The organism is Mucilaginibacter defluvii, assembly GCF_039543225.1.
Taxonomy (GTDB): Bacteria; Bacteroidota; Bacteroidia; order Sphingobacteriales; family Sphingobacteriaceae; genus Mucilaginibacter; species Mucilaginibacter defluvii.
Genome location: NZ_BAABJI010000001.1, coordinates 190101 through 210214 on the forward strand (window position 1 = coordinate 190101; position 20114 = coordinate 210214).

The window sequence follows — 20114 nt, forward strand, 5'->3', positions numbered from 1 at the left end:
GATTGATAGTATTAACCAACTAAAAATGCCGCTTATTTAAGCGGCATTTTTAGTTTAGTAGGGAAATCATAAAAGCTTGTCATGTCGAACGAGGTACGAGGGGAAATCTGTTGCTCCACTATGGACGCAGACCGATTTCTCGCTGGCGCATCGAAACGACAAAGATGATAACCAAACATATTAAAGTACAAACTGTAAATAACCAATTCTACCGGCATCAGGAATGCCCGGAGTAGCGCAAACTCTGCCAAGGCACAAACTTTCACCGGGCAGGACGCAGCCGGCAGTTTATTCGCTATTGTATGTTTTTAGTTGTGCTCATGAGATCGCTAACGCTAAGTTTTCTTTGGTTACTTTCTTTTTTCTGCAAAAAAGAAAGTGACATCCACTAACGATTAGTAAAGCACATCCCAATAATCATTAGCAATGACAGTGCGTTAATCAAATATTTGTACTTAGTTCAAATATCTGTATTTTAATTATCGTCAGTCTGCTCTCGGCCGCAGAGGCCAGTTACTTTGTCTTAGCCACAAAGTAACCAAAAGTCAAGCCGGAAAAAACCTTCAGCCGCACGGGCCATACTCCCTGACCCGGTTTTCCGGCAGGCTTGCGCTCGTTTTTCTTTTACTTATTTATTGAAAGTCCTCCGTTGGGGAGGATTTAGGAGGGGTTTTCTAATAAAAACTACTCCAATTATTACGGTAGCAACACTCCCGTTCCCGTTGGGAAAAAGCTATTAACACTTACTGGCAATTTACCCACAGGTTTGGTTTGCCCGGTAATAATTTTAACGGCAGAGCGTTGTAGCTCCTCGGTATTTTGATAGCAAACCATTAAGGCTCCGCTGCGCTCAATACCTGGTAAACCGGCAAGGGTGTAGGCGTTGGCAAAAACGGTGGTTACCACGCGTGGCTGTGCTGCCAGTTGCGCTATCAGGAATTTAATATCGCTGTTATAATCCAGTTTGCTTTGCGGTCGGCTACGTGTATCATATATCGATATAATTATCTGATCGTATTTTTTGAGGTTGACCAGCATGGCATTTAAATCGCGTACGGCAGTAGTTTTTCCAACTACAAATAACATGCTGTTTGGGTACCAGCGTGATAATTCCTGCTGAAAGGTGGTCATACGATCGATACCGATATTTACAATCGCTGTTTTGGCCAGCGGATTTAATCGTAAAGATGAATTATTGCCCTTCAACAAGGTAACTGCTGCATCGCTAAGTTGTTGAATAAGTGCTTTTGATTCAGCACGGTTAATATAAGGCACAACATCACGTGTAGGCACAGCTTTATAATTGCTTAAACCGGCCCAATATTTTGCGGCTAACACCTTTTTTACTTTAGTTTCAAACTCTTCTTCACTAATTAGCTTTTTACGAAGCGCTTTTTTGATCAGCTTGATGGCGCGGTCAGAATTTTCAGATAACTCAAGGATATCGTTTCCAGCCAAAAATGCTTGTACATCAGCATCACCGTTCGGAAAAAACTTGGTAACACCCTTCATTTCCATTGCGTCCGATACTATCAGGCCTTTAAATTTCAGTGAGTCCTTGAGCACACCGGTTATGATAGGGCGGGAGAGGGTTGACGGACGATTTTTTGCCGAGTCGAGTGCAGGAATATTCATGTGGGCAACCATCACGCCTGACAGGCCTGCATTTATCGCTTCTCGGAAAGGATACATCTCCAGTGAATCCAACCGCTGGCGGGTAAATGGCAGCACCGGCAAATCGGCATGAGAGTCTACATTGGTATCACCATGACCCGGAAAGTGTTTGGCCGTAGTTAAAATGCCTTCGTTTTGCATACCCTGAAAATAGGCTATACCTTTGCGGGCCACATTAAAGCGGTTATCGCCAAATGAGCGATAGTTGATTACCGGATTGTTCGGGTTATTGTTAATATCCATCACCGGTGCAAAATTCATTTGCAGGCCAAGTCGCTTAAAATCGCGACCTATCATTTGCCCCATTTTGTATATCAGCGTATTGTCCTGTATGGCGCCAAGTGTCATCTGGTAAGGGTAATTGATCACAGAGTCCAGCCGCATACCCACGCCCCACTCGCCATCCATTGATACCAGCAATGGGACTTCAGATGCGCGCTGATACCTGTTAGTTAACGCAGCCTGCCTGCCGGGCCCGCCCTGGAAAAATACCAGGCCGCCTACTTTTTGTTCCTTGATCAGGTTTTCAACCGAATCCTCATAAGCACGGCCCTTATTGGTGTGGGCGCGCACAAAAAATAGTTGCGCTATGCGTTCTTTAGTGCTCAAGTCGTCATAAACCGAATCAACCCAGCGGTTTTGCTGCGCTAATGACTGTACAAAGCCTGTTTTTTGAGCAAACGTAAAATGATATATAAAAAATGATAATGTTAGCAGTAAGTATTTTATCCGCGGATTATATCCTTTCATAGTTCAAATGTAATTAATCTGCTAATGCTATCAATTGTTTTGCCAGCCTTCATTTTTTAGTTACGAATAAACCTTCGCGCCCGGTTTCAATCTATGGTAATAAAACCAACAAGTTTTAAAGATGAAAAAAATTCTATTTATTGCCATATGCCTGCTGGTAGCAGGTGATGTTAGCGCCCAATATTACCGTCGTAAGCCGGTTCGCCGTCCGCCACCGGGATATTATCATAACAATAACCAACGCCGCCATAACGATTTTTACCAGGTAACCGCGGGTTTTAAGGGAGGGATTAATATTGCCAATACCGTTGATTCGTACAACTCCGACTGGACAACCAATACCATTGCGGGGGCCAACCTGGGTTTGACACTTGATGTGCCGATTGCTTACCCGCTATCATTCGCGCCCGAGGTGCTGTGGTCGCAAAAGGGGTTCAGCGCGCAAACTATTGACGGCGACTTTAAACAGCGCAATAATTTTATTGATGTACCCTTGCTGGCCAAGCTGAAGCTTACGCCCGGGCTTAATTTTGTAATCGGTCCGCAACTTTCTTTTTTGGTATCATCAAAAAATATTTACCGTAATGATTTTGCTACCGTTGTTGAAGAGCGCTATGATTACGAGGGTAACAAAACGCTTGTAGGCGGGGTAGTAGGTTTAAGCATTGACCTTAACCGTACGGTTGACCTGCATGCCCGTTACACTATTGACCTGCAGGACAGCAATACCGAACGATATTCAAACATCCCTGACTACCGTAACCAGGTTTGGCAGATTGGCCTAGGCTTTAAGTTTAGGTAAAAAGGTGTACTTTTGATTTATAAGCATGGCGGTATAACCCCTGCTTATAAATCCTTTTTGCATGGAAAATAACATTTCGCTGCTTGTCGGTTTAAAAAATAATCTTGATTACAGTAAGAATTTTTATCACACAACACGAGCCATTTATCCTGAAGTTGAAATCGTTTTTGTAAGTTATGGAAGTACTGATGGTACGCATGAGTGGCTTGATAGTTTAAACGATCCTTATCTAATTTATTATTATTCAGGAGAGCAGAAAACATTTTCAGACACATTTAATAAGTGTGCTGAATTAGCAACTAAGGACTATGTTGCTTATGCCCATAATGATATGATTCTGGCTCCAGGGTTTGTTGAAAGTCTTGAGCAATTAATTGCAGAAGATACAGTCATAACATATACTACAATTGAGCCACCTATTTTTGCCGGGCATGAGCGTCCTGGAAAAATAATTAAAGATTTTGGCGACGATATTGAAAGCCAGGATATTCCAGGTTTGTACAGCTTTGCTAATGAACTACAACAAACAAACAAATTAAATGGAGAATCATCTGATTTGACATTTTTTTTATGTGCATTCCGCAAAGTGCTGTTAGAAATCGGCGGACTGGATCCTCTATACAACCCGATGTTTTGTGAGGATGACGATCTTATATTAAGACTAAAATTGCGTGGTCTAAAAACGATAGTGTCACACAATGCAGTTTGCTACCATTTTGTAAGTAAAACATCCAGATCATCTGAAGAATATAAGGATCGTACGAAGCTTATCGAGGAAAACTCTAATAGAAATTTCACAAGGAAATGGAGTTTTTTAAACTCATCATCTGTTAAAAAGAAATATGATTTTGGGTTCATATTAAAAAATGGAACTGACGATTTGCTGCGTAAGATAGAGCCCTTTTGCACAAATGTTTATACCGATCATGATGCTGTTAATTATATACTAGGTGAGCAGCCTAATACGGCGTTCGACCTGAAAACCCGTATCAGGCCTTCACATGCTGAAAAAAGCAACGACATATTGATATATGTTGACGGCAACCGCTTTACAGACGATGCGTATAATGCGTTTCGTTATTTAAATGAAATTATTACACGACGTGCCAACAAAAAGCTTAGCTTTTTCGAAAAACTTATCGGAAAAAGTAATTTTAAATTTAAACGGGCTAATTTAACAATCGAAATAAAACAACTCCGAAGTTTAGAACATACGCTTATAAACCGCCTCTAATGCTATTCAATATCCATAAACTTTTGGTAAGCGTCAGTTACGGCATAACTGTGCATAACGAGTACCAAGAGCTCGAAAAACTGCTTGAGTTTTTGCTGTCAAACATTGATAATAATGACGAGATAATGGTATTGCAGGATGTGAGTCAAAAAGATGAGGCCACTACAAAGGTTATAAATCGATACAAAGATCGTATAAAGCATATCGAGGCTAAATTAAATAACGATTTTGGCACTTTTAAAAACTACTTGATACAAAATGCAAGCTGCAAATACCTGTTTCAGATAGATGCAGACGAGTTGCCGCAGCAACACTTGGTTAAATCAATAAAAAAAATAATTTTCAAAAAACGTAAGTACGATTGCTATCTGGTACCCAGGATAAATGTAGTGAACGGTTTAACACCCGAACATACAAAAAAGTGGGGCTGGAATGTAAATGAAAAGGGTTTTATCAATTTTCCAGATTATCAATTAAGGATATTAAAGTTGAATGGCCAAATACGATGGAAAAATAAGGTTCATGAAGAACTTCATGGCTTTAAAAAACCATATTATTTACCAGATAGTGAGTTGAACTGTTTGTTGCATGTTAAAGAAATTGAGCGGCAAGAATTACAGAACGCATTGTATGATAAAATACAAACAACTGATTAAGCAGTGAAGAAGCGTATAGCATTTATTGTACAGCGCTATGGCGAGGAGGTTAATGGCGGAGCTGAATACCATTGCCGTATTTTGGCTGAAAAGTTAACTGATGATTTTGATGTGCAGGTGCTCACATCATGTGCTAAAGATTATATGAGCTGGGCTAACGAGTATCCGGCTGGAGAAAGTTATTTAAACAACGTTAAAATAATACGTTTTCCGGTTAAGCAAATGCGGGATTTTGTAAGGTTTGGCTTGTTAAATAAAAAGCTTAATAAACGGAATAAGCGAAAAAAATGGCTTTCAGCAATCAAGATGCTGCCTGCTTATGATAGGTTTTTTCATTCTTTTTATGAGCGCAAATGGATTGATGAGCAGGGGCCATTTATGCCTGAACTGTTAGGATATTTAAAAAGTAGGTATGATAACTTTGACGCTTTTATTTTTTTTACTTATCTGTATTACCCTACAGCCAAAGGGCTTGAACTTGTGAAAGATAAGGCTATATTTATCCCCACCGCGCATGATGAACCGCCGATTTACATGCATTTATTCAGGCGCTTATTTAAACAACCCAAAGCCATTCTATATAATACGCCAAGTGAGCAAAAGTTTGTTAATAATTTATTTAAAAACACCGATATATACGCTGATATTGTTGGTGTCGGTATTACTGAAAAACAGGTGCCATTCGTAGCAAACGAACATCATCATCTCGTTAACAGCGGTTACCTTATTTATATTGGGCGGATTGAAACCTCAAAGCAATGTGATGTACTTGCTCAACACTTTGTAAATTATAAAATTCAAAATCAGAATAATTTAAAACTGGTATTTGTTGGCCGTGCCTTTATGGAGCTTGTTCAACATCCGGACATCATTTACACCGGGTTCGTAAGTGAGGAGTTAAAGCTGAGCCTGCTATGCAATGCCCGAGCGCTTATCATACCATCAATTTACGAAAGTCTCTCGCTGGTAACGCTTGAGAGTATGGCGCAGGGGATTCCTGTAATAGCTAATGAGCGTAGTGAAGTGTTAAAGGACCATATAAACAATAGCCAGGCCGGATTTTTATACCACGATCAGCAAAGCTTTAACAAAGCTCTTGATGTGGCAATTAATCCGGCTTTAGATAGAAAACAACTCTCGTTAAATGCAAAACAATACGTTGCTGAAAATTATACATGGCCTGTTGTGATCAACAAGTTTATTAAGGCTGTTGATTATGTAGTAAAATCTAATCGGCATTAAACGTTTGCATATCAATTAGTTTGCGATAAAGCCCGTTATGCTCCATAAGCTCGGTATGGCTGCCTTGTTCAACTATGCGGCCTTCTTCAAGCACTACTATTATATCTGCATTTTGTATGGTGCTTAAGCGGTGAGCAATAATGAGTGATGTGCGGTTTTTCATCAGGTTGTTCAAGGCATCCTGCACCAGTTTTTCTGATTCGGTATCCAATGCTGAGGTAGCTTCGTCAAGCAGCATGATCGGCGGATTGTTGAGTACCGCGCGGGCAATGCTAATACGCTGCCTTTGCCCACCTGAAAGCTTTACACCCCTGTCGCCAATATTGGTTTGATAACCATTCTCGGTATCCATAATAAAGTTGTGCGCATTGGCAATACGTGCTGCTGCTTCAACCTCGGCCTGTGTTACACCAGTTTTGCCAAAGGCGATATTATTAAATATAGTATCATTAAACAATATCGACTCCTGGTTTACTATCCCCATCAACGCGCGAAGCGAGGTTGCAGTAATATCTTTAATATTTTTGTCGTCAACCAAAATCTCACCTTCCTTTGGCTCAATAAACCTTGGCAGCAAATCCATCATGGTTGATTTACCCCCGCCTGAAGGGCCAACCAGCGCCACCGTTTTTCCTTTAGGCACCGTAAGGTTGATGTTTTTTAATACTACACGCTCATTATAGGCAAAGCTAACGTTGTTAAGATGGATGCCTTCGTTAAACTCGGTTACCGCAACCGCATTGGGGGCATCGGTTATTTGAGATTTCTCATCAATAAGTTCCAGTACACGTTCGCCGGCTACTAACCCTGTATGTATATTACTAAACGCATCACCCAATGCTTTCGCCGGTCGCATCAGTTGCGAAAAAAGCGCTATGTAAGCAATAAACTGTCCGGGGGTTAGTTCCGAGTCGTTGTTAAACAGCAAATAACCGCCGTACAAAACGATAAATGAGATCATGATGATAGACAAAGCCTCTGAAACCGGCGAAGCCAGCTGTTGCCTGCGCGACATGGCCTTGCCTATTTTTGAGTAACGCACATTCTCATCATCAAAGCGTTTAATAATAAAATCCGTAGCGTTAAATGCTTTTATGATTTTAATACCCGATAAGGCCTCGTCAAGGTAACTAACCATATTTGCATAAGAGTTTTGCGCCTCAACCGCTTGTGAGCGTAGTTTTTTTACGATGCGCGAAATAATGAGGCCCGCAACAGGTATTACCAGTAACGATATCAACGTTAGTTTTACCGATGTTGAAAAGAGTACGACCAGATAGGCGATAAGCAGCAAAGGTTCTTTAAAAATAACCTGCAAGGTGCCGGTTACTGTAAATTGTACGGTTTGTACTTCTGATGCTATTTTGGATATGATGTCGCCTTTGCGCTCATTGCTGAAGTAGCCCAGATGCAAATTCATCACGTTATCAAACACGGCTTTACGTATTCGCAACAGTGTGTGGATGCGCATATTTTCCATAGTGCGCTGCGAGAGGTAACGAAATAAGTTGCCCAATATAACAGCAAACATAATTACCGCACATACGTAGATCAAAGCGCCAAACTGGCCATGCTTTAAAATAAAATCATTAAGGTAATATTTAAACCAGCCGGATATATCAAATGTGGAAATTTGGTTACTTACCTTGGCAGGTTTTTCAGGGCCGCAATCATTAACGTTAAATAATGTATTTAACAGGGGCCCAAGCAGTGCCAGTACCGAGGTGCTGAATATTACATATAATAGTGTATAAAATATATATGGAATAGCAAACTTCTCGATAGGTTTGGCAAACGATAGCAGCCTGAAATATGTTTTCATTAAAAAATATAAGGGTGCAAAATTAACAGTATTTAATTAATACTGTCAGCTTAATAAACTAAGCCCGGTATTATTTATTGTTAAGGCAGTTATGATATAGTTGAAGATACTGCTGGGCGGTATCATCCCAGTTATAACGGGCGGCATGTTGCATGGCTTTTTGCGCCATGTTATATTGGGTAAAGTGTTGCATTCCGCTCTCGAAGGTTCGCAGCATATCTTCAGCATCAAAAGTATTAAAATAGTAGGCGGCGTCGCCGGCAACCTCGGGTAACGATGTGCTGGTTGAAACAAATACAGGTTTACCAAAATGCATGGCCTCGATAACCGGCAAGCCAAAACCCTCGGCTATTGAGGGGAATACAAAGGCCTCGCAATGCTGGTAATACCAGGAACGGTCATCATCATTTATTGTACCGATGATTTTAACACGGTCAGCGCAGCCAAATTTTTTGGCCTGCTCCATTACCGTATCCTTGTAAGGGGTTTCAATGCCGGCAATAACAAGCTCCATTTCATTATTTTGCAGCAGGGCTGGTAGTACGTGGGCGTTTTTTTTGGCCGAAACAATACCTATGGTGAACAAAAAAGGCTTTTGCGGTTGATAGGCCGGCTGATGTCCGGGTTTAACCTGCAGCTTGTCGGCTCCGTTATATATAACACTAAGCTTATCTTTTACGTGAGGGTAGAACCTCAATACATCGTTAGCGGCAAATTGCGATATGGTAACTATCCGGTCGCATGAGTCAATACGCTCGCCCAGTTTGCTAATATATAGCTTTAGTTTTTCGGGGCTCATGTCTTTTTCATGTACCTGATTAATATCATGTATAGTTAATATCTTTTTACGGGTTACCCGTTTAGGCTTTACCCGCGAAAACTGATCGGTAAAATGAAAGAGATCAATATTGCGATAGTTGAAAAATATAGCTTTATGATACTTTCTGAGATACATGGTGTTCACGTCCGCATCAGTATTATTAAAAACCGTGGTGTTGCGGTCAACAAAATAGGTTAATTTAAACTGATTGTTATTTTGCCTGAGTAATGCTTCGCCCAGGCTTTTACCAAAATAGTATAAACCTGTATTAGGGTATCGCATGGAATCAAGCGTTACTAAAATTTTTGATGTGCTCATTTTTGCCAGTTAATAATAATGCTTGCCACAGCCTGCGGGCTAATGCTGTCAAGTTTTTCCGAATCGCTTTCCAGATAACTTGCCCTTTTACCCAAAGGTGCCCATCGTCCAGGATGTATAGGCCTAACGCAAGGGAATAGCCCTAAGGTATTGATGCCTGATGCAGCCGCAATATGCAGCGGCCCTGTGCCCGAAGCTATCAGCCCATCAACATTACGTATAAAACTTGCAAACTGATACAGGTTCATTTTCCCGGTAATATTATTTACTGATTTTGGCAGTTTTTTTATCCATTCGGCAAGTACAGCCTGCTCTTTTTCGGAGCCGCTGATGAAGACGTTAAATTTATCCGCGGGGAGCAGGTTTATCAATTGCTCAAATTTGTCCAGCGGCCACTCTACGCCGCTGCCGTGTGATTTGGGGTGTAATATCAGGTTAAACTTGTCGGCAGATAATAAGGCCAGTACATCATCAGGCACGCATTGTTTTGGTTCAAACGCATAGTAATCCTGTATTTTATCCAGCGGCGGTACGCTTAGGCCGATTGGCTTTAACAGTACCGTATTCAATTGTGCCTCGTGCAAATCGGATTTTTTGCGGCTCAGTTTAACCAACTTGTTGCAGGTAAACCAGTGATATATGCGGTTAGTGGTGCCAATGCGCGCCGCAATGCCGGCAGCTTTAAAAAGTTTTGCTACTTGTTTGTTAGGAAAAACATGAACAGCGCAGTCAATATTGTAGCCTTTAAGCTTTTTAACCTGATCCTCAAAAGGTAGTTTTGATAGCTCATCATAATTAATAAAATGATCAACTGCTTTGCAGGCGTCAATAACAGGTTGCGTATAGGTACGCCCGAGAAAAGATATTTTAACGTTGGGATAGGCTAAGCGTATATAACCGCACATGGGCAGCGTAAGCACAACATCGCCAATGGCATCGGTGCGGCTTATCAGTATATGTTTGTACGCGTTATTATTCAATACTATTTATTAAAGTGTTCAGCCGGACTAATTTGACCCGTGCATTCAAAATACTTCTGCAAAACTAATAACGAAATCATATCTTCTTTCGCTTTATCAAAAAACTGTTTTACATAGTTATTTGCGTTAAGGGCAATTTCCCGGGCTTCTGCAGGATGAGTAATATAATATTGCAAACGCTCTTCAAGATCACTAAAATCATCCTTAATGTGGATATAATGAACATTAGGAATCAGCCGCCCTTCCATAAACCATGTTTCATATCTGGGCCCGGGCATCACCGCTACTGAATTTGATGACATGATCCACTTGAGGTTGGTTGCCACATCGTTACCTTCAAGGCTTAATACGAATTTATACTGCAGATGCTCGTCAATGCCGATTTTGGGTTTAAGCCAGGCAATATTGCCGCCATTACTATTAACCTGGCCTAAATTGCATAACGCACTGTCGAAATACATCTCCATAAATTTTATGCGATGCGGTTGGGTTACAACGCCGCGGCCTATCAGGATGTCTTTTTTTTGCTCAAACGGCACCTTATCATCAACAAAAACAAAATGCCGGTATTTATCAAGCTTAAGCAATACCGCATTGGCATTGTCACTTGCAATCGGCCTGCTTTTTTGTATGGTGGGCGTATCAGGCGTATGTATTACATCGCCAAACAAAAATGTCGCTTTGAGTTCCGGATCAAAATAACGCGTGTATTCAAAAGTATCAAAGTTGTAAGCCTTCGGGCTTTTAAATATTGCCATGTTCTGAAGCTGTATGGCATCTGCACCTAAAGCTACGTTCGCCTGTAATTTATTATAGTAGTTTACACGGTCGGTTATTTCAACCTTATTATAGTGTTTTAGCTTCGAGAGTTTTGTTTCCAGGCGTTGCCGGTATATAAAGCCGGGCAACGCCTGTCGTAAAATATTTCTTAAGTAATAAAAAAGTTTCGGCTTTTTAACCGGACGGGCTTTCATAGTAGTATAGTTGAATATGCAGGCATCCGATTTACTTACTATTCATAATCTCCTCAATATGTTCCGCCTCAACCGGAATATCAGCCATCAGGTCAACATTACCGTCAGCGGTTATCAGTATATCGTTCTCTATACGGATGCCTAAGCCTTCTTCAGGTATGTAGATGCCGGGCTCACAGGTCAGGATATTGCCTGCTTCAAATGGTTTGTAACGGCTGGCGTAGTCGTGCACATCAATACCCAGGTGGTGCGATGTGCCGTGCATAAAGTACTTTTTATATAAAGGCATTTTAGGGTCTTGTTTTTCTACTTCATGTTTCCGCAACAATCCAAGGCCTATAAGTTCGCCGGTCATGATCCTGCCAACTTCCTCATGGTATTCAGGCGAAACAGTGTCGGCAACAATTAGCTTGGTTGCCTCGCGCATTACGCGCAGTACGGCATTGTAAACATCACGCTGGCGGGTTGTAAAACGCCCGTTAACCGGTATCGAGCGGCTGAGGTCGGCGTTGTAATTTGCATACTCGGCGCCAAAATCAAAAAGGATTACATCGCCGTCATTACATACCTGGTTATTATCATTATAATGCAGTACTATGGCGTTTTTACCTGAGGCGATAATAGGGTTATAGCCGTGCCCGGTAGCGCGCTGGCGTAAAAACTCGTGGGTAACCTCAGCTTCAATCTCGTATTCTGTAACGCCGGGTTTTACAAATTTTAGTACGCGTACAAACGCATCGCGGGTAATTTCACAGGCCTTTTTGGTGAGTTGCACCTCCACATCTGATTTCACCGGGCGCAGGTCGCGCAGGATAGGGGCCGAACGCTGATACTGGTGCAAGGGGTACTTCGCTTTAAGCTCGTTGATCATACGCAGATCGCGGTAGGGTACCGTGTGCAGGTAGCGGTCGTTCTCGTTTGTATTAAGGTATATATCGTCGGCATAGTTTATAATGCTATGCAATATGCTGTCATAATCATGCAGCCAGTAGATGTTTTGTATACCTGATGCAGCGCGTGCCTCTTCAATAGTATACTTATGCCCCTCCCATATCGAGATGAGCTCACTGGTTTGTCTTAAAAAAAGTACTTCTCTGTATAGGATATTAGGACAGTCGGGAAACAGAATCAATATACTTTGCTCCTGATCAATGCCTGATAAGTAAAAAAAATCAGGATTTTGCTTAAAAATGAACGTTTGATCACCATTTCGCGGATATTCGTCATTGGAGTGAAAAATAGCTATCGATGAAGGTTTTAATCGCGAAACGAAATTTTTTCTATTATTTATAAATAGTTCATTATCAATGGGTAGATATTTCATAAAGGGATTGATAAAATTTAAAAATCCAAAAACAATTACAGTGCGGGCAATGTTATAGCTTTAATTTTTGGAACAAAATTTGGTATTGATTTCAAACATAATTAGTATTTTTGAAAAAAATCACAATTAAAATCGTTTAATCTTAAAACTATGAATTATTCTACATTGAAGAAAACAGTCGCGTTATCGTTCGCTTCTTTGATGGCTGTGAGTGTGGCTTTCGCACAAACAGATTCAACCTCAACAGCAACAACTTCTACGTCGACAGAACCTACTACTGCCAAGGTATTTGGTGGCTTAGGTCAGTACAGAACTTTTAGCATCGGTATCAACGGTGGTGTAACTTCACCATTCAGCGCTTTAGGCGGTACCAACGACTATCTGAACGCAGACATTAACTTAGGTTACGGTCTGTCATTCCGTCAGCAACTTTCACACAGCTTCGGTTTAATTTTAGACTTGCATGGTGGTAAAGTTGGCGGTAACAATAACGACGTTGAAAACGTTGATCCGGCATCTTACACCGAGAAAGAATTCGAAACCCGTTTCTGGTCTGCTACTTTAGGTGGTCAGTGGAACTTCGGTAGCATTGATTTCTTACACCGCAAAAATTCAGTTAACTTCTTCCTGAATGCTGGTGCAGGTTTAGCAATGTACAAACCAAAAACTACTCAAACTGCTGGTGGCGAATTGCAACCATACACTTCTGACGATAGCTACATCAAAGAATTAGTTATCCCGGTAGGTGCAGGTGTTAAATTCCGTTTAAGCGATGGTGTTGCCCTGAACTTAGGTTACACTGTAAACTTTGTTGATGGTGATAACTTTGACGGTTACAAAAGAGGATTCCCAACTCGCGACAAATGGTCTTACGGTTATGCAGGTTTAGAGTTTACCCTGGGTTCAAGCTCAAAACCAAACCTGGATTGGGTAAACCCTGTAGCTATGATGTATGATGAGCTTTATGACGAAACTTTACGTCAGGAAGTTGAAGCCCTTAAAGGCCGTGTATCATCAGTTGAAACTGCAGTTAGCGACCTGAAAAAAGATTCAGACGGTGACGGTGTATCTGATCAGTTCGACAAATGCCCTAACACTCCTGCTGGTACAGTGGTTGACGGTGCTGGTTGCGCTATCGTATTCCCTACTGCTGCTGCTGATTCAGCTGGTACTGCTTACTCAAACATCCAGTTTGAATTTGATAGCTCAGTGTTAAGAACCTCTGCTTACCCAGCTCTTGATGCTACTTCAGCCGATCTGCGTTCATCAGGTGCAACTGTAACTGTTAAAGGTTACGCTTCATCAGAAGGTACTGCTGCACACAACATGCAACTTTCTAAAGACCGCGCTAACTCAGTAAAAACTTACTTAGTTAACTCAGGTGTTGAAGCTAAGAAAGTTAAAGTAAAAGGTTACGGTGAAACTAACCCTGTTGCTGACAACTCAACTGAAGAAGGACGTGTATTAAACCGTCGTGTTGAATTCAGCAAATAATTTTGATCGATTCTTTTTAAAGATCATATCGAAGGCTCCGGATAACCCGGAGCCTTCTTTTTTTTATTAAATTTGTACTATGTACTTTTTCCGGAAGAAAGACCCGAACAGGCCGACAAATTTTAATTTAAAGGTGATGCATACCATCAATGCCATAGCCATAATTATGTTTTTGGCAGGGATCATCTGGAAGCTTATCGACTTGTTTATTCTAAAAAAATGAAAACTATTATAAATACAACCAATGCCCCGGCGCCGATCGGTCCATACAGTCAGGCCGTAAAAGCTAACGGCTTTTTATTTGTTTCAGGCCAGATAGCGCTTAACCCCGCCAACGGCGAGTTAGTGCTGGACGATGTTAAAACCGAAACAACACAGGTAATGGAAAACCTGAAAGCGATATTAACCGAAGCGGGTGCTGATTTTAGCAGTGTAATAAAAACAGGTATCTTTTTAAAGGATATGAACGATTTTGCCGCGGTTAACGAAGTTTATGGTTCTTACTTCTCCGACAACTTTCCGGCCCGTGAAACGGTACAAGTAGCCGCCTTGCCGAGAAATGTGAACGTAGAAATTTCGGTAGTTGCATTGGTTGATTAATTGCATAAATAGTATGAAATACCTTACAAAATTTTGCTGCCTGGTTTTGCTGGGGCTTATTCTAAGTTTTAATTGTCATGCTCAGGTTGAGCAAAATATTAGTAAGGATTTTTTGGCTTATAATAATTTAATAGCAAACAAGGATTTTACCTCATCAGCAGAATATATACCCGAGGAATTGTTTGCTGTTATCTCCAAAGAGCAGATGATAACTGCTATGAAAACGGCAATGAATAACCCTGCTATTGAGTATGAGATCAATGGAACAAATATTTCAAGCATCGGCCTTGTAAAAAAGATCAACAACAAACACTACAGCATAATAAAGTATGTTAGCAATTTGCGCATGCGTTTTAAGGATATATCGGCTACGGCTGATACAGCCGATGCCAGTGCAAAACTTGGTTTAGTTATGCTGTCGTTAAAAAATAATTTCGGTGCTGATAATGTAAAGCTTGATGATGCAACCGGTTGGTTTGATATTGCCGCGAATAAAAAAGTTTGTGCTATATCCGCAAATGGGCAAAGTAATTGGAAATTTATAGTACTTGAGCCGAAACAACGTTTGTTAATTGATAAGGTACTGCCAAAAGAGATAACAGCAACTCTTAATTAAACACAGCAGAATAAATTGAGCGCATCTCCTTTTGAAACGCCTATTGAATATTTAAAGGGTGTAGGCCCGGCTCGTGCCGAAGTGCTAAAAAAGGAGCTCGCTATTTTTACTTATGCCGACCTGCTTCGGCATTTCCCGTATAAGTATATTGACCGTACCCGTTTTTATAAGGTAAAGGATATTCATCCCGAGATGCCTTATGTGCAGGTGATCGTACGGCTCACCCGTAAGGAGATCATCGGCGAAAAGCGCACCAAGCGCCTGGTAGTACAGGCGCAGGATGATACCGGACAGATTGAGCTGGTATGGTTTCAGGGCGTTACTTGGGTTGATAAAAGCCTGCGAGTAGGCAAGGCGTACATTATTTTTGGTAAGCCCGGCGTGTTCAACGGGCGGCCCCAAATGTCGCACCCGGAGATGGAGCAGTACTCGCCGCAGGCCATCAAACGCCAAGGCAATCTGACGCTGCAGCCTGCTTATAATTCCACCGAAAAGCTTAAACAGTTTAGCTTGGATAGTAAAGGCATCCAAAAGCTCACCACCGTTTTGATTGAGGAGTATGCCCGCTATCTCCAGGAAAATTTGCCCTTGTACGTCTTAAATAAATACCGCCTGATGGAAAGGCGCGAGGCCTATCGGCAAATACATTTTCCGGATGATGCCAATAAGCTGAATGAAGCACAACATAGGCTGAAGTTTGAGGAGCTGTTTTTTCTGCAATACAAACTGTTAAAAAACAAATTGCACCGTACACAGAAGTTCAAGGGGAATATATTTGATAAGGTAGGCGAATACTTTAACGGTTTTTACAATAACCACTTGCCCTTTGCGCTCACCAGTGCCCAAAAGCGGGTATTGAAAGAGATCAGAACCGATACCCAGCGCGGCGTGCAAATGAACCGCCTGCTACAGGGCGATGTAGGCAGCGGTAAAACCGTAGTGGCGTTAATGAGCATGCTCATCGCTATTGATAACGGTTTTCAGGCTTGTATGATGGCCCCGACTGAAATACTGGCCAATCAGCATTATCAAACCATACAAGGCTTGGTAGGCAATGATTATGTTGAAGTTGCATTGCTTACCGGCTCGACGCCCAAAAAGCAACGCAGGGTTTTGCGTGAGCGCCTTTTGAACGGTGAACTTAAAATATTGATAGGCACACATGCTTTAATAGAGGATGCGGTACAATACCAAAACCTGGGCTTTGTGGTAATTGATGAGCAGCACCGTTTTGGGGTAGAGCAACGCTCAAAACTATGGCGTAAAAACGTAGTTCCGCCGCATGTGCTGGTGATGACGGCAACACCCATACCACGTACCCTGGCCATGACCATGTATGGCGATCTGGATGTATCGGTAATTGATGAACTGCCCGCCGGGCGTAAGCCTATTGAAACGGTACATTTTTACGAGAGCCAGCGACTGCGCATGTTCGGCATGATGCGTGAAGAGATAGCCAAGGGCAGGCAGGTTTATGTAGTATATCCGCTGATAAAGGAAAGCGAAAAGCTCGATTTAAAAAACCTCGAGGAAGGTATTGAAACCATGCGCCGCGAGTTCCCGCTGCCCAAATACCAGATCAGTATTGTACACGGCAAGATTCCGGCGGCGGTAAAAGAAGAAGAAATGCAGCGCTTTATCAACGCTCAAACGCAGATAATGGTAGCCACTACGGTGATAGAAGTGGGCGTCAACGTACCTAACGCCTCAGTGATGATCATCGAAAATGCCGAGCGTTTCGGCTTGTCGCAACTGCACCAGTTGCGGGGCAGGGTAGGGCGCGGTGCCGAGCAATCATACTGTATACTGATGAGCAGCAATAAGCTGAGCAATGATGGCCGTATCCGCCTGGATACCATGGTGAAGACCAATAACGGCTTTGAAATATCAGAGATTGATCTGCAACTACGCGGCCCCGGTAATATTGAAGGTACCCAGCAAAGCGGTGTGCTCGATTTAAAGGTAGCTAACCTGGCCACCGACCAGGAGTTGCTGATGCAGGTACGCAAATGTGTTGAAGAAATTTTTGAAAAGGACCCGCAACTCATCCATCCCGAAAACCAGATACTGCACCAGGTGAGCCAGTCAAAAAACGCGGGTTTATCATGGAATAAAATATCGTAAGGTCCATCCCGAATTTTTTATAAGAATGTGTAGCTAACGAGATTGGCATTATCACCAAGATAAAAAAGCTGCGAAGTGCCTAACCAGGCCGGTATCAACTCAAATTGTTAACAACCTTGCAATGTGGAGAAAATAAATCAAAAGCAGGGTTTAACTTTTTTGCTTTAATGCAGTCTTAATAATCAGATAACATTGATTTGCTGATATTTGTAAAAATTTATACACCATGAATTTTGAATTTGCTTACCTGATTGTGATAGCGTTACTAGGGCTTACCGGTATTTATTATCTCAGTCCGTATGAGTTAAATGTTACTGAAGAAGAGGATAACGAATAGTAAATCCTCAAAATATTTTACTGCCCGGGCAAGGTGTTTACCCGGTATAACACTGTTTTCTCTGCTGAGTTTAATTAATGGCAAAACGCGAAGTTGATATAGCTGTAATATCTGATGTGCATTTGGGCACCTATGGCTGCCACGCCAAAGAACTTTTGAAGTACCTTAAAAGTATAAAACCCAAAGCGCTGGTGCTTAACGGCGATATTATTGATATATGGCAGTTCAGTAAATCATACTGGCCCGAGGCGCACATGAAGGTGGTGCGCCGTATACTAAAGTTTGTTACTGAAGGCGTACCGGTTTATTACCTTACCGGTAACCACGACGAAATGCTGCGCAAGTTTGCCGATTTTAACCTGGGCGCTTTCCAGCTACTTAATAAAATGGTGTTGGATGTTGACGGCAAAAAAGCCTGGATATTTCACGGTGATGTTTTTGATGTTACCATGCAGCACTCCAAATGGCTGGCCAAGCTGGGTGCGATAGGATATGATTCGCTTATACTGCTCAATAGTTTTACCAACTGGTGCCTTAAGCTTATGGGGCGGCCTAAAATGAGCTTCTCGCAAAAGGTAAAGGCTAAGTTTAAGGATGCAGTAAAATTCATCAATCATTTTGAGCAGACCGCGGCCGATCTGGCGGTAGATAAACAATACGATTACGTAATTTGCGGGCACATTCACCATGCTGAGATCAGGCGTGTAAATTCAACTGAAGGCACAGGCTCCGTGTTGTACCTTAACTCGGGCGATTGGGTGGAAAGCCTTACCGCGCTGGAGTATCATAACGGCGAATGGAAAATATTCAGGTATAAAGCCGAAGATTTTACAGAAGAGCCGACAGCTGATGATGACACTGATAACGAGGATCTTTCAGAGAGGTTGAACGTCAATGTACTGTTAGAAAAATTCAGGCAGGAGCAACACTAATTGCTAAGCACCAATTTGTTTGTTACCTTAACCCCGCATTACTATGAAAATACTTTATGCAATACAGGGAACAGGTAACGGGCATATCAGCCGGGCGCGCGAAATTGTTCCGCTTTTGCAGCAACACGGTGAGGTTGACCTGCTGGTAAGTGGCACCGAGGCCGAAGTAAGCTTGTCGCAGCCGTTAAAGTATCGTTATCACGGCTTTAGCTTCATATTCGGCAAAAAAGGCGGGGTTGATAAATGGGCTACCTTTAAAACCATGAACCTGAAACAGCTGTGGAAAGATATCCATCAGCTGCCGCTTAATGATTACAACCTGATTGTAAATGATTTTGAGCCGGTGAGCGCCTGGGCCTGTAAGGTGCAAAAACTGCCGTCGGTATCACTGAGCCATCAATGCTCTTTCCTGTCAAAAAATACGCCACGGCCACCAAAGTGGAACTATGCCGAGTGGCTATTCAAATATTACTCGCCAACTACACATCATATCGGTTTTCATTTTGAGCGGTACGCCGATTTTATTCACACCCCTGTAATTCGTAGCGAGATAAGGGCTTTGCAAACCAGCAACCTCGGGCATTACGCTGTGTATTTACCCGCTTATCAGGATAAAACGCTTGTAAAATACCTAAGCCAGGTAAAAGAGGTGGAGTGGCAGGTGTTTTCTAAACGCCAAAAAACGCCTGTACGCGAAGGTAACGTGCAGATATTCCCGGTAAATAACGAAACGTTTAATACGAGTTTGGCCTCGTGCGAGGGATTGCTTACGGGTGGTGGTTTTGAAGGTCCTGCTGAGGCTTTGTTTTTGCAAAAAAAGGTAATGATGATACCCATGCGCGGGCAGTTTGAGCAACAGTGCAATGCCCTGGCAGCTTCCAAAATGGGGGTGCCGGTGGTAAATGCAATTGGTCCGCAATTTAGCGGCGCGCTTAGTGAATGGGTTAACCACGGTAAAGTAGTACCGGTTAATTTCCCCGACGAAACGGCGCAGATTGTAGCCGATATGGTTAAGCAGTACGGCCGTTAATTTTAGGCAGATATATGCGTAACATTACCTAATAGGCTACCAACAATAAATGTTACTTGGTCAATATCAAATGGTTTTTTGATATAAGCATCGGCCCCACAGCTTTGCGCGATGCTTTCGATGTTGGTTGCGGCGGACATCAGCACAACGGGAATATGTCTCAATGCGATGGTTGATTTCAGGGTTGTGCAGCAATAGCTGCCTTTATCAGCGCCCAGCCATTCGTCAATCAATATGATGTTCGGATCAAGCTGATCAATATAAGCCAAAACCGAACTGTCATTAGCTGTTATAACTTCGTAACCCGCCTCTTCTAAAACATATTTCAATATGTCCAGAATGTCTTTGTCATCTTCGATGACCACTACTTTTGCTACCATAATTA

General features: G+C 42.1%; 18 protein-coding genes. 11 read left to right on the forward strand and 7 right to left on the reverse strand.

The genetic code is table 11. The features are described 5' to 3' along the window. Nucleotides 1-696: 696 nt before the first annotated feature. On the reverse strand, nucleotides 697-2424 hold the full coding sequence (locus tag ABD960_RS00820) for a glycoside hydrolase family 3 protein (protein ID WP_345328931.1): 1728 nt from the start codon (nucleotides 2422-2424) through the stop codon (nucleotides 697-699). A 121-nt stretch (nucleotides 2425-2545) separates the two neighbouring features. Here ABD960_RS00820 and ABD960_RS00825 point away from each other — a divergent pair, with 121 nt between their 5' ends. The 4 genes from ABD960_RS00825 (at nucleotide 2546) to ABD960_RS00840 (ending at nucleotide 6358) form a co-directional block, all read left to right on the forward strand. Continuing rightward, complete coding sequence (locus ABD960_RS00825; protein WP_345328932.1) at nucleotides 2546-3226, forward strand: porin family protein; 681 nt, start codon at nucleotides 2546-2548, stop codon at nucleotides 3224-3226. 61 nt (nucleotides 3227-3287) lie between these two features. Then, nucleotides 3288-4460: a glycosyltransferase family 2 protein gene (locus tag ABD960_RS00830; protein ID WP_345328933.1), complete on the forward strand. Its 1173-nt coding sequence runs from the start codon at nucleotides 3288-3290 to the stop codon at nucleotides 4458-4460. Then, the gene (locus ABD960_RS00835; RefSeq protein ID WP_345328934.1) at nucleotides 4460-5116 is read left to right on the forward strand and encodes a glycosyltransferase; all 657 of its coding nucleotides are present in this window, start codon (nucleotides 4460-4462) and stop codon (nucleotides 5114-5116) included. The genes ABD960_RS00830 and ABD960_RS00835 overlap by 1 nt, the downstream gene beginning before the upstream one ends. A gap of 3 nt (nucleotides 5117-5119) precedes the next feature. Further along, nucleotides 5120-6358 (forward strand): glycosyltransferase family 4 protein, encoded by a 1239-nt coding sequence (locus ABD960_RS00840; RefSeq protein WP_345328935.1) that lies wholly within the window; start codon nucleotides 5120-5122, stop codon nucleotides 6356-6358. Here the strand turns inward: ABD960_RS00840 and ABD960_RS00845 are convergent. The 5 genes from ABD960_RS00845 to ABD960_RS00865 form a co-directional block, all read right to left on the reverse strand. Continuing rightward, nucleotides 6345-8180 carry an ABC transporter ATP-binding protein gene (locus ABD960_RS00845; protein WP_345328936.1) on the reverse strand — a complete coding sequence of 612 codons (1836 nt, stop codon included), beginning with the start codon at nucleotides 8178-8180 and terminating at the stop codon, nucleotides 6345-6347. The two genes, ABD960_RS00840 and ABD960_RS00845, sit on opposite strands and share 14 nt — an antisense overlap. Nucleotides 8181-8250: 70 nt before the next feature. Further along, nucleotides 8251-9318 carry a glycosyltransferase family 4 protein gene (locus tag ABD960_RS00850; RefSeq protein ID WP_345328937.1) on the reverse strand — a complete coding sequence of 356 codons (1068 nt, stop codon included), beginning with the start codon at nucleotides 9316-9318 and terminating at the stop codon, nucleotides 8251-8253. Next, a complete protein-coding gene (locus tag ABD960_RS00855; protein ID WP_345328938.1) occupies nucleotides 9315-10298 on the reverse strand; it encodes a glycosyltransferase family 9 protein in 984 nt (327 codons plus the stop codon). Before ABD960_RS00855 ends, ABD960_RS00850 begins: the two co-directional genes overlap by 4 nt. A 2-nt stretch (nucleotides 10299-10300) precedes the next feature. Beyond that, nucleotides 10301-11272, reverse strand: coding sequence for a glycosyl transferase family 90 (locus ABD960_RS00860; protein ID WP_345328939.1), 972 nt, complete (start codon nucleotides 11270-11272; stop codon nucleotides 10301-10303). 31 nt (nucleotides 11273-11303) lie between these two features. Further along, on the reverse strand, nucleotides 11304-12596 hold the full coding sequence (locus tag ABD960_RS00865) for an aminopeptidase P N-terminal domain-containing protein (protein WP_345328940.1): 1293 nt from the start codon (nucleotides 12594-12596) through the stop codon (nucleotides 11304-11306). 150 nt (nucleotides 12597-12746) lie between these two features. Here ABD960_RS00865 and ABD960_RS00870 point away from each other — a divergent pair, with 150 nt between their 5' ends. The 7 genes from ABD960_RS00870 to ABD960_RS00900 all read left to right on the forward strand — a co-directional run bounded on the left by ABD960_RS00870 (nucleotide 12747) and on the right by ABD960_RS00900 (nucleotide 19729). Further along, nucleotides 12747-14090 carry an OmpA family protein gene (locus ABD960_RS00870; RefSeq protein WP_345328941.1) on the forward strand — a complete coding sequence of 448 codons (1344 nt, stop codon included), beginning with the start codon at nucleotides 12747-12749 and terminating at the stop codon, nucleotides 14088-14090. Nucleotides 14091-14169: 79 nt separating this feature from the next. Beyond that, nucleotides 14170-14313, forward strand: a complete 144-nt coding sequence (locus tag ABD960_RS00875) for a DUF6728 family protein (protein WP_232177098.1) — start codon at nucleotides 14170-14172, stop codon at nucleotides 14311-14313. Then, nucleotides 14310-14690, forward strand: a complete 381-nt coding sequence (locus ABD960_RS00880) for a RidA family protein (RefSeq protein ID WP_345328942.1) — start codon at nucleotides 14310-14312, stop codon at nucleotides 14688-14690. Before ABD960_RS00875 ends, ABD960_RS00880 begins: the two co-directional genes overlap by 4 nt. Before the next feature lie 13 nt (nucleotides 14691-14703). Beyond that, the gene (locus tag ABD960_RS00885) at nucleotides 14704-15306 is read left to right on the forward strand and encodes a hypothetical protein (protein WP_345328943.1); all 603 of its coding nucleotides are present in this window, start codon (nucleotides 14704-14706) and stop codon (nucleotides 15304-15306) included. 15 nt (nucleotides 15307-15321) lie between these two features. Then, a complete protein-coding gene (gene recG / locus ABD960_RS00890; protein WP_345328944.1) occupies nucleotides 15322-17430 on the forward strand; it encodes an ATP-dependent DNA helicase RecG in 2109 nt (702 codons plus the stop codon). Between the two features lie 414 nt (nucleotides 17431-17844). Next, complete coding sequence (locus tag ABD960_RS00895; RefSeq protein ID WP_345328945.1) at nucleotides 17845-18699, forward strand: UDP-2,3-diacylglucosamine diphosphatase; 855 nt, start codon at nucleotides 17845-17847, stop codon at nucleotides 18697-18699. 43 nt (nucleotides 18700-18742) lie between these two features. Then, the gene (locus ABD960_RS00900; RefSeq protein WP_345328946.1) at nucleotides 18743-19729 is read left to right on the forward strand and encodes a glycosyltransferase family protein; all 987 of its coding nucleotides are present in this window, start codon (nucleotides 18743-18745) and stop codon (nucleotides 19727-19729) included. Nucleotides 19730-19731: 2 nt separating this feature from the next. On the opposite strand, the gene ABD960_RS00905 is transcribed toward ABD960_RS00900, so the two are convergent. Next, nucleotides 19732-20109 carry a response regulator gene (locus tag ABD960_RS00905; protein WP_345328947.1) on the reverse strand — a complete coding sequence of 126 codons (378 nt, stop codon included), beginning with the start codon at nucleotides 20107-20109 and terminating at the stop codon, nucleotides 19732-19734. Nucleotides 20110-20114 lie beyond the last annotated feature (5 nt).

Bases quoted from the DNA above. Each gene is read 5' to 3' on its own strand.
- ABD960_RS00820 (WP_345328931.1), bottom strand. From the start codon at position 2,424: ATGAAAGGATATAATCCGCGGATAAAATACTTACTGCTAACATTATCA.
- ABD960_RS00825 (WP_345328932.1), top strand. From the start codon at position 2,546: ATGAAAAAAATTCTATTTATTGCCATATGCCTGCTGGTAGCAGGTGAT.
- ABD960_RS00830 (WP_345328933.1), top strand. From the start codon at position 3,288: ATGGAAAATAACATTTCGCTGCTTGTCGGTTTAAAAAATAATCTTGAT.
- ABD960_RS00835 (WP_345328934.1), top strand. From the start codon at position 4,460: ATGCTATTCAATATCCATAAACTTTTGGTAAGCGTCAGTTACGGCATA.
- ABD960_RS00845 (WP_345328936.1), bottom strand. From the start codon at position 8,180: ATGAAAACATATTTCAGGCTGCTATCGTTTGCCAAACCTATCGAGAAG.
- ABD960_RS00850 (WP_345328937.1), bottom strand. From the start codon at position 9,318: ATGAGCACATCAAAAATTTTAGTAACGCTTGATTCCATGCGATACCCT.
- ABD960_RS00860 (WP_345328939.1), bottom strand. From the start codon at position 11,272: ATGAAAGCCCGTCCGGTTAAAAAGCCGAAACTTTTTTATTACTTAAGA.
- ABD960_RS00865 (WP_345328940.1), bottom strand. From the start codon at position 12,596: ATGAAATATCTACCCATTGATAATGAACTATTTATAAATAATAGAAAA.
- ABD960_RS00870 (WP_345328941.1), top strand. From the start codon at position 12,747: ATGAATTATTCTACATTGAAGAAAACAGTCGCGTTATCGTTCGCTTCT.
- ABD960_RS00875 (WP_232177098.1), top strand. From the start codon at position 14,170: ATGTACTTTTTCCGGAAGAAAGACCCGAACAGGCCGACAAATTTTAAT.
- ABD960_RS00880 (WP_345328942.1), top strand. From the start codon at position 14,310: ATGAAAACTATTATAAATACAACCAATGCCCCGGCGCCGATCGGTCCA.
- ABD960_RS00885 (WP_345328943.1), top strand. From the start codon at position 14,704: ATGAAATACCTTACAAAATTTTGCTGCCTGGTTTTGCTGGGGCTTATT.
- ABD960_RS00895 (WP_345328945.1), top strand. From the start codon at position 17,845: ATGGCAAAACGCGAAGTTGATATAGCTGTAATATCTGATGTGCATTTG.
- ABD960_RS00900 (WP_345328946.1), top strand. From the start codon at position 18,743: ATGAAAATACTTTATGCAATACAGGGAACAGGTAACGGGCATATCAGC.
- ABD960_RS00905 (WP_345328947.1), bottom strand. From the start codon at position 20,109: ATGGTAGCAAAAGTAGTGGTCATCGAAGATGACAAAGACATTCTGGAC.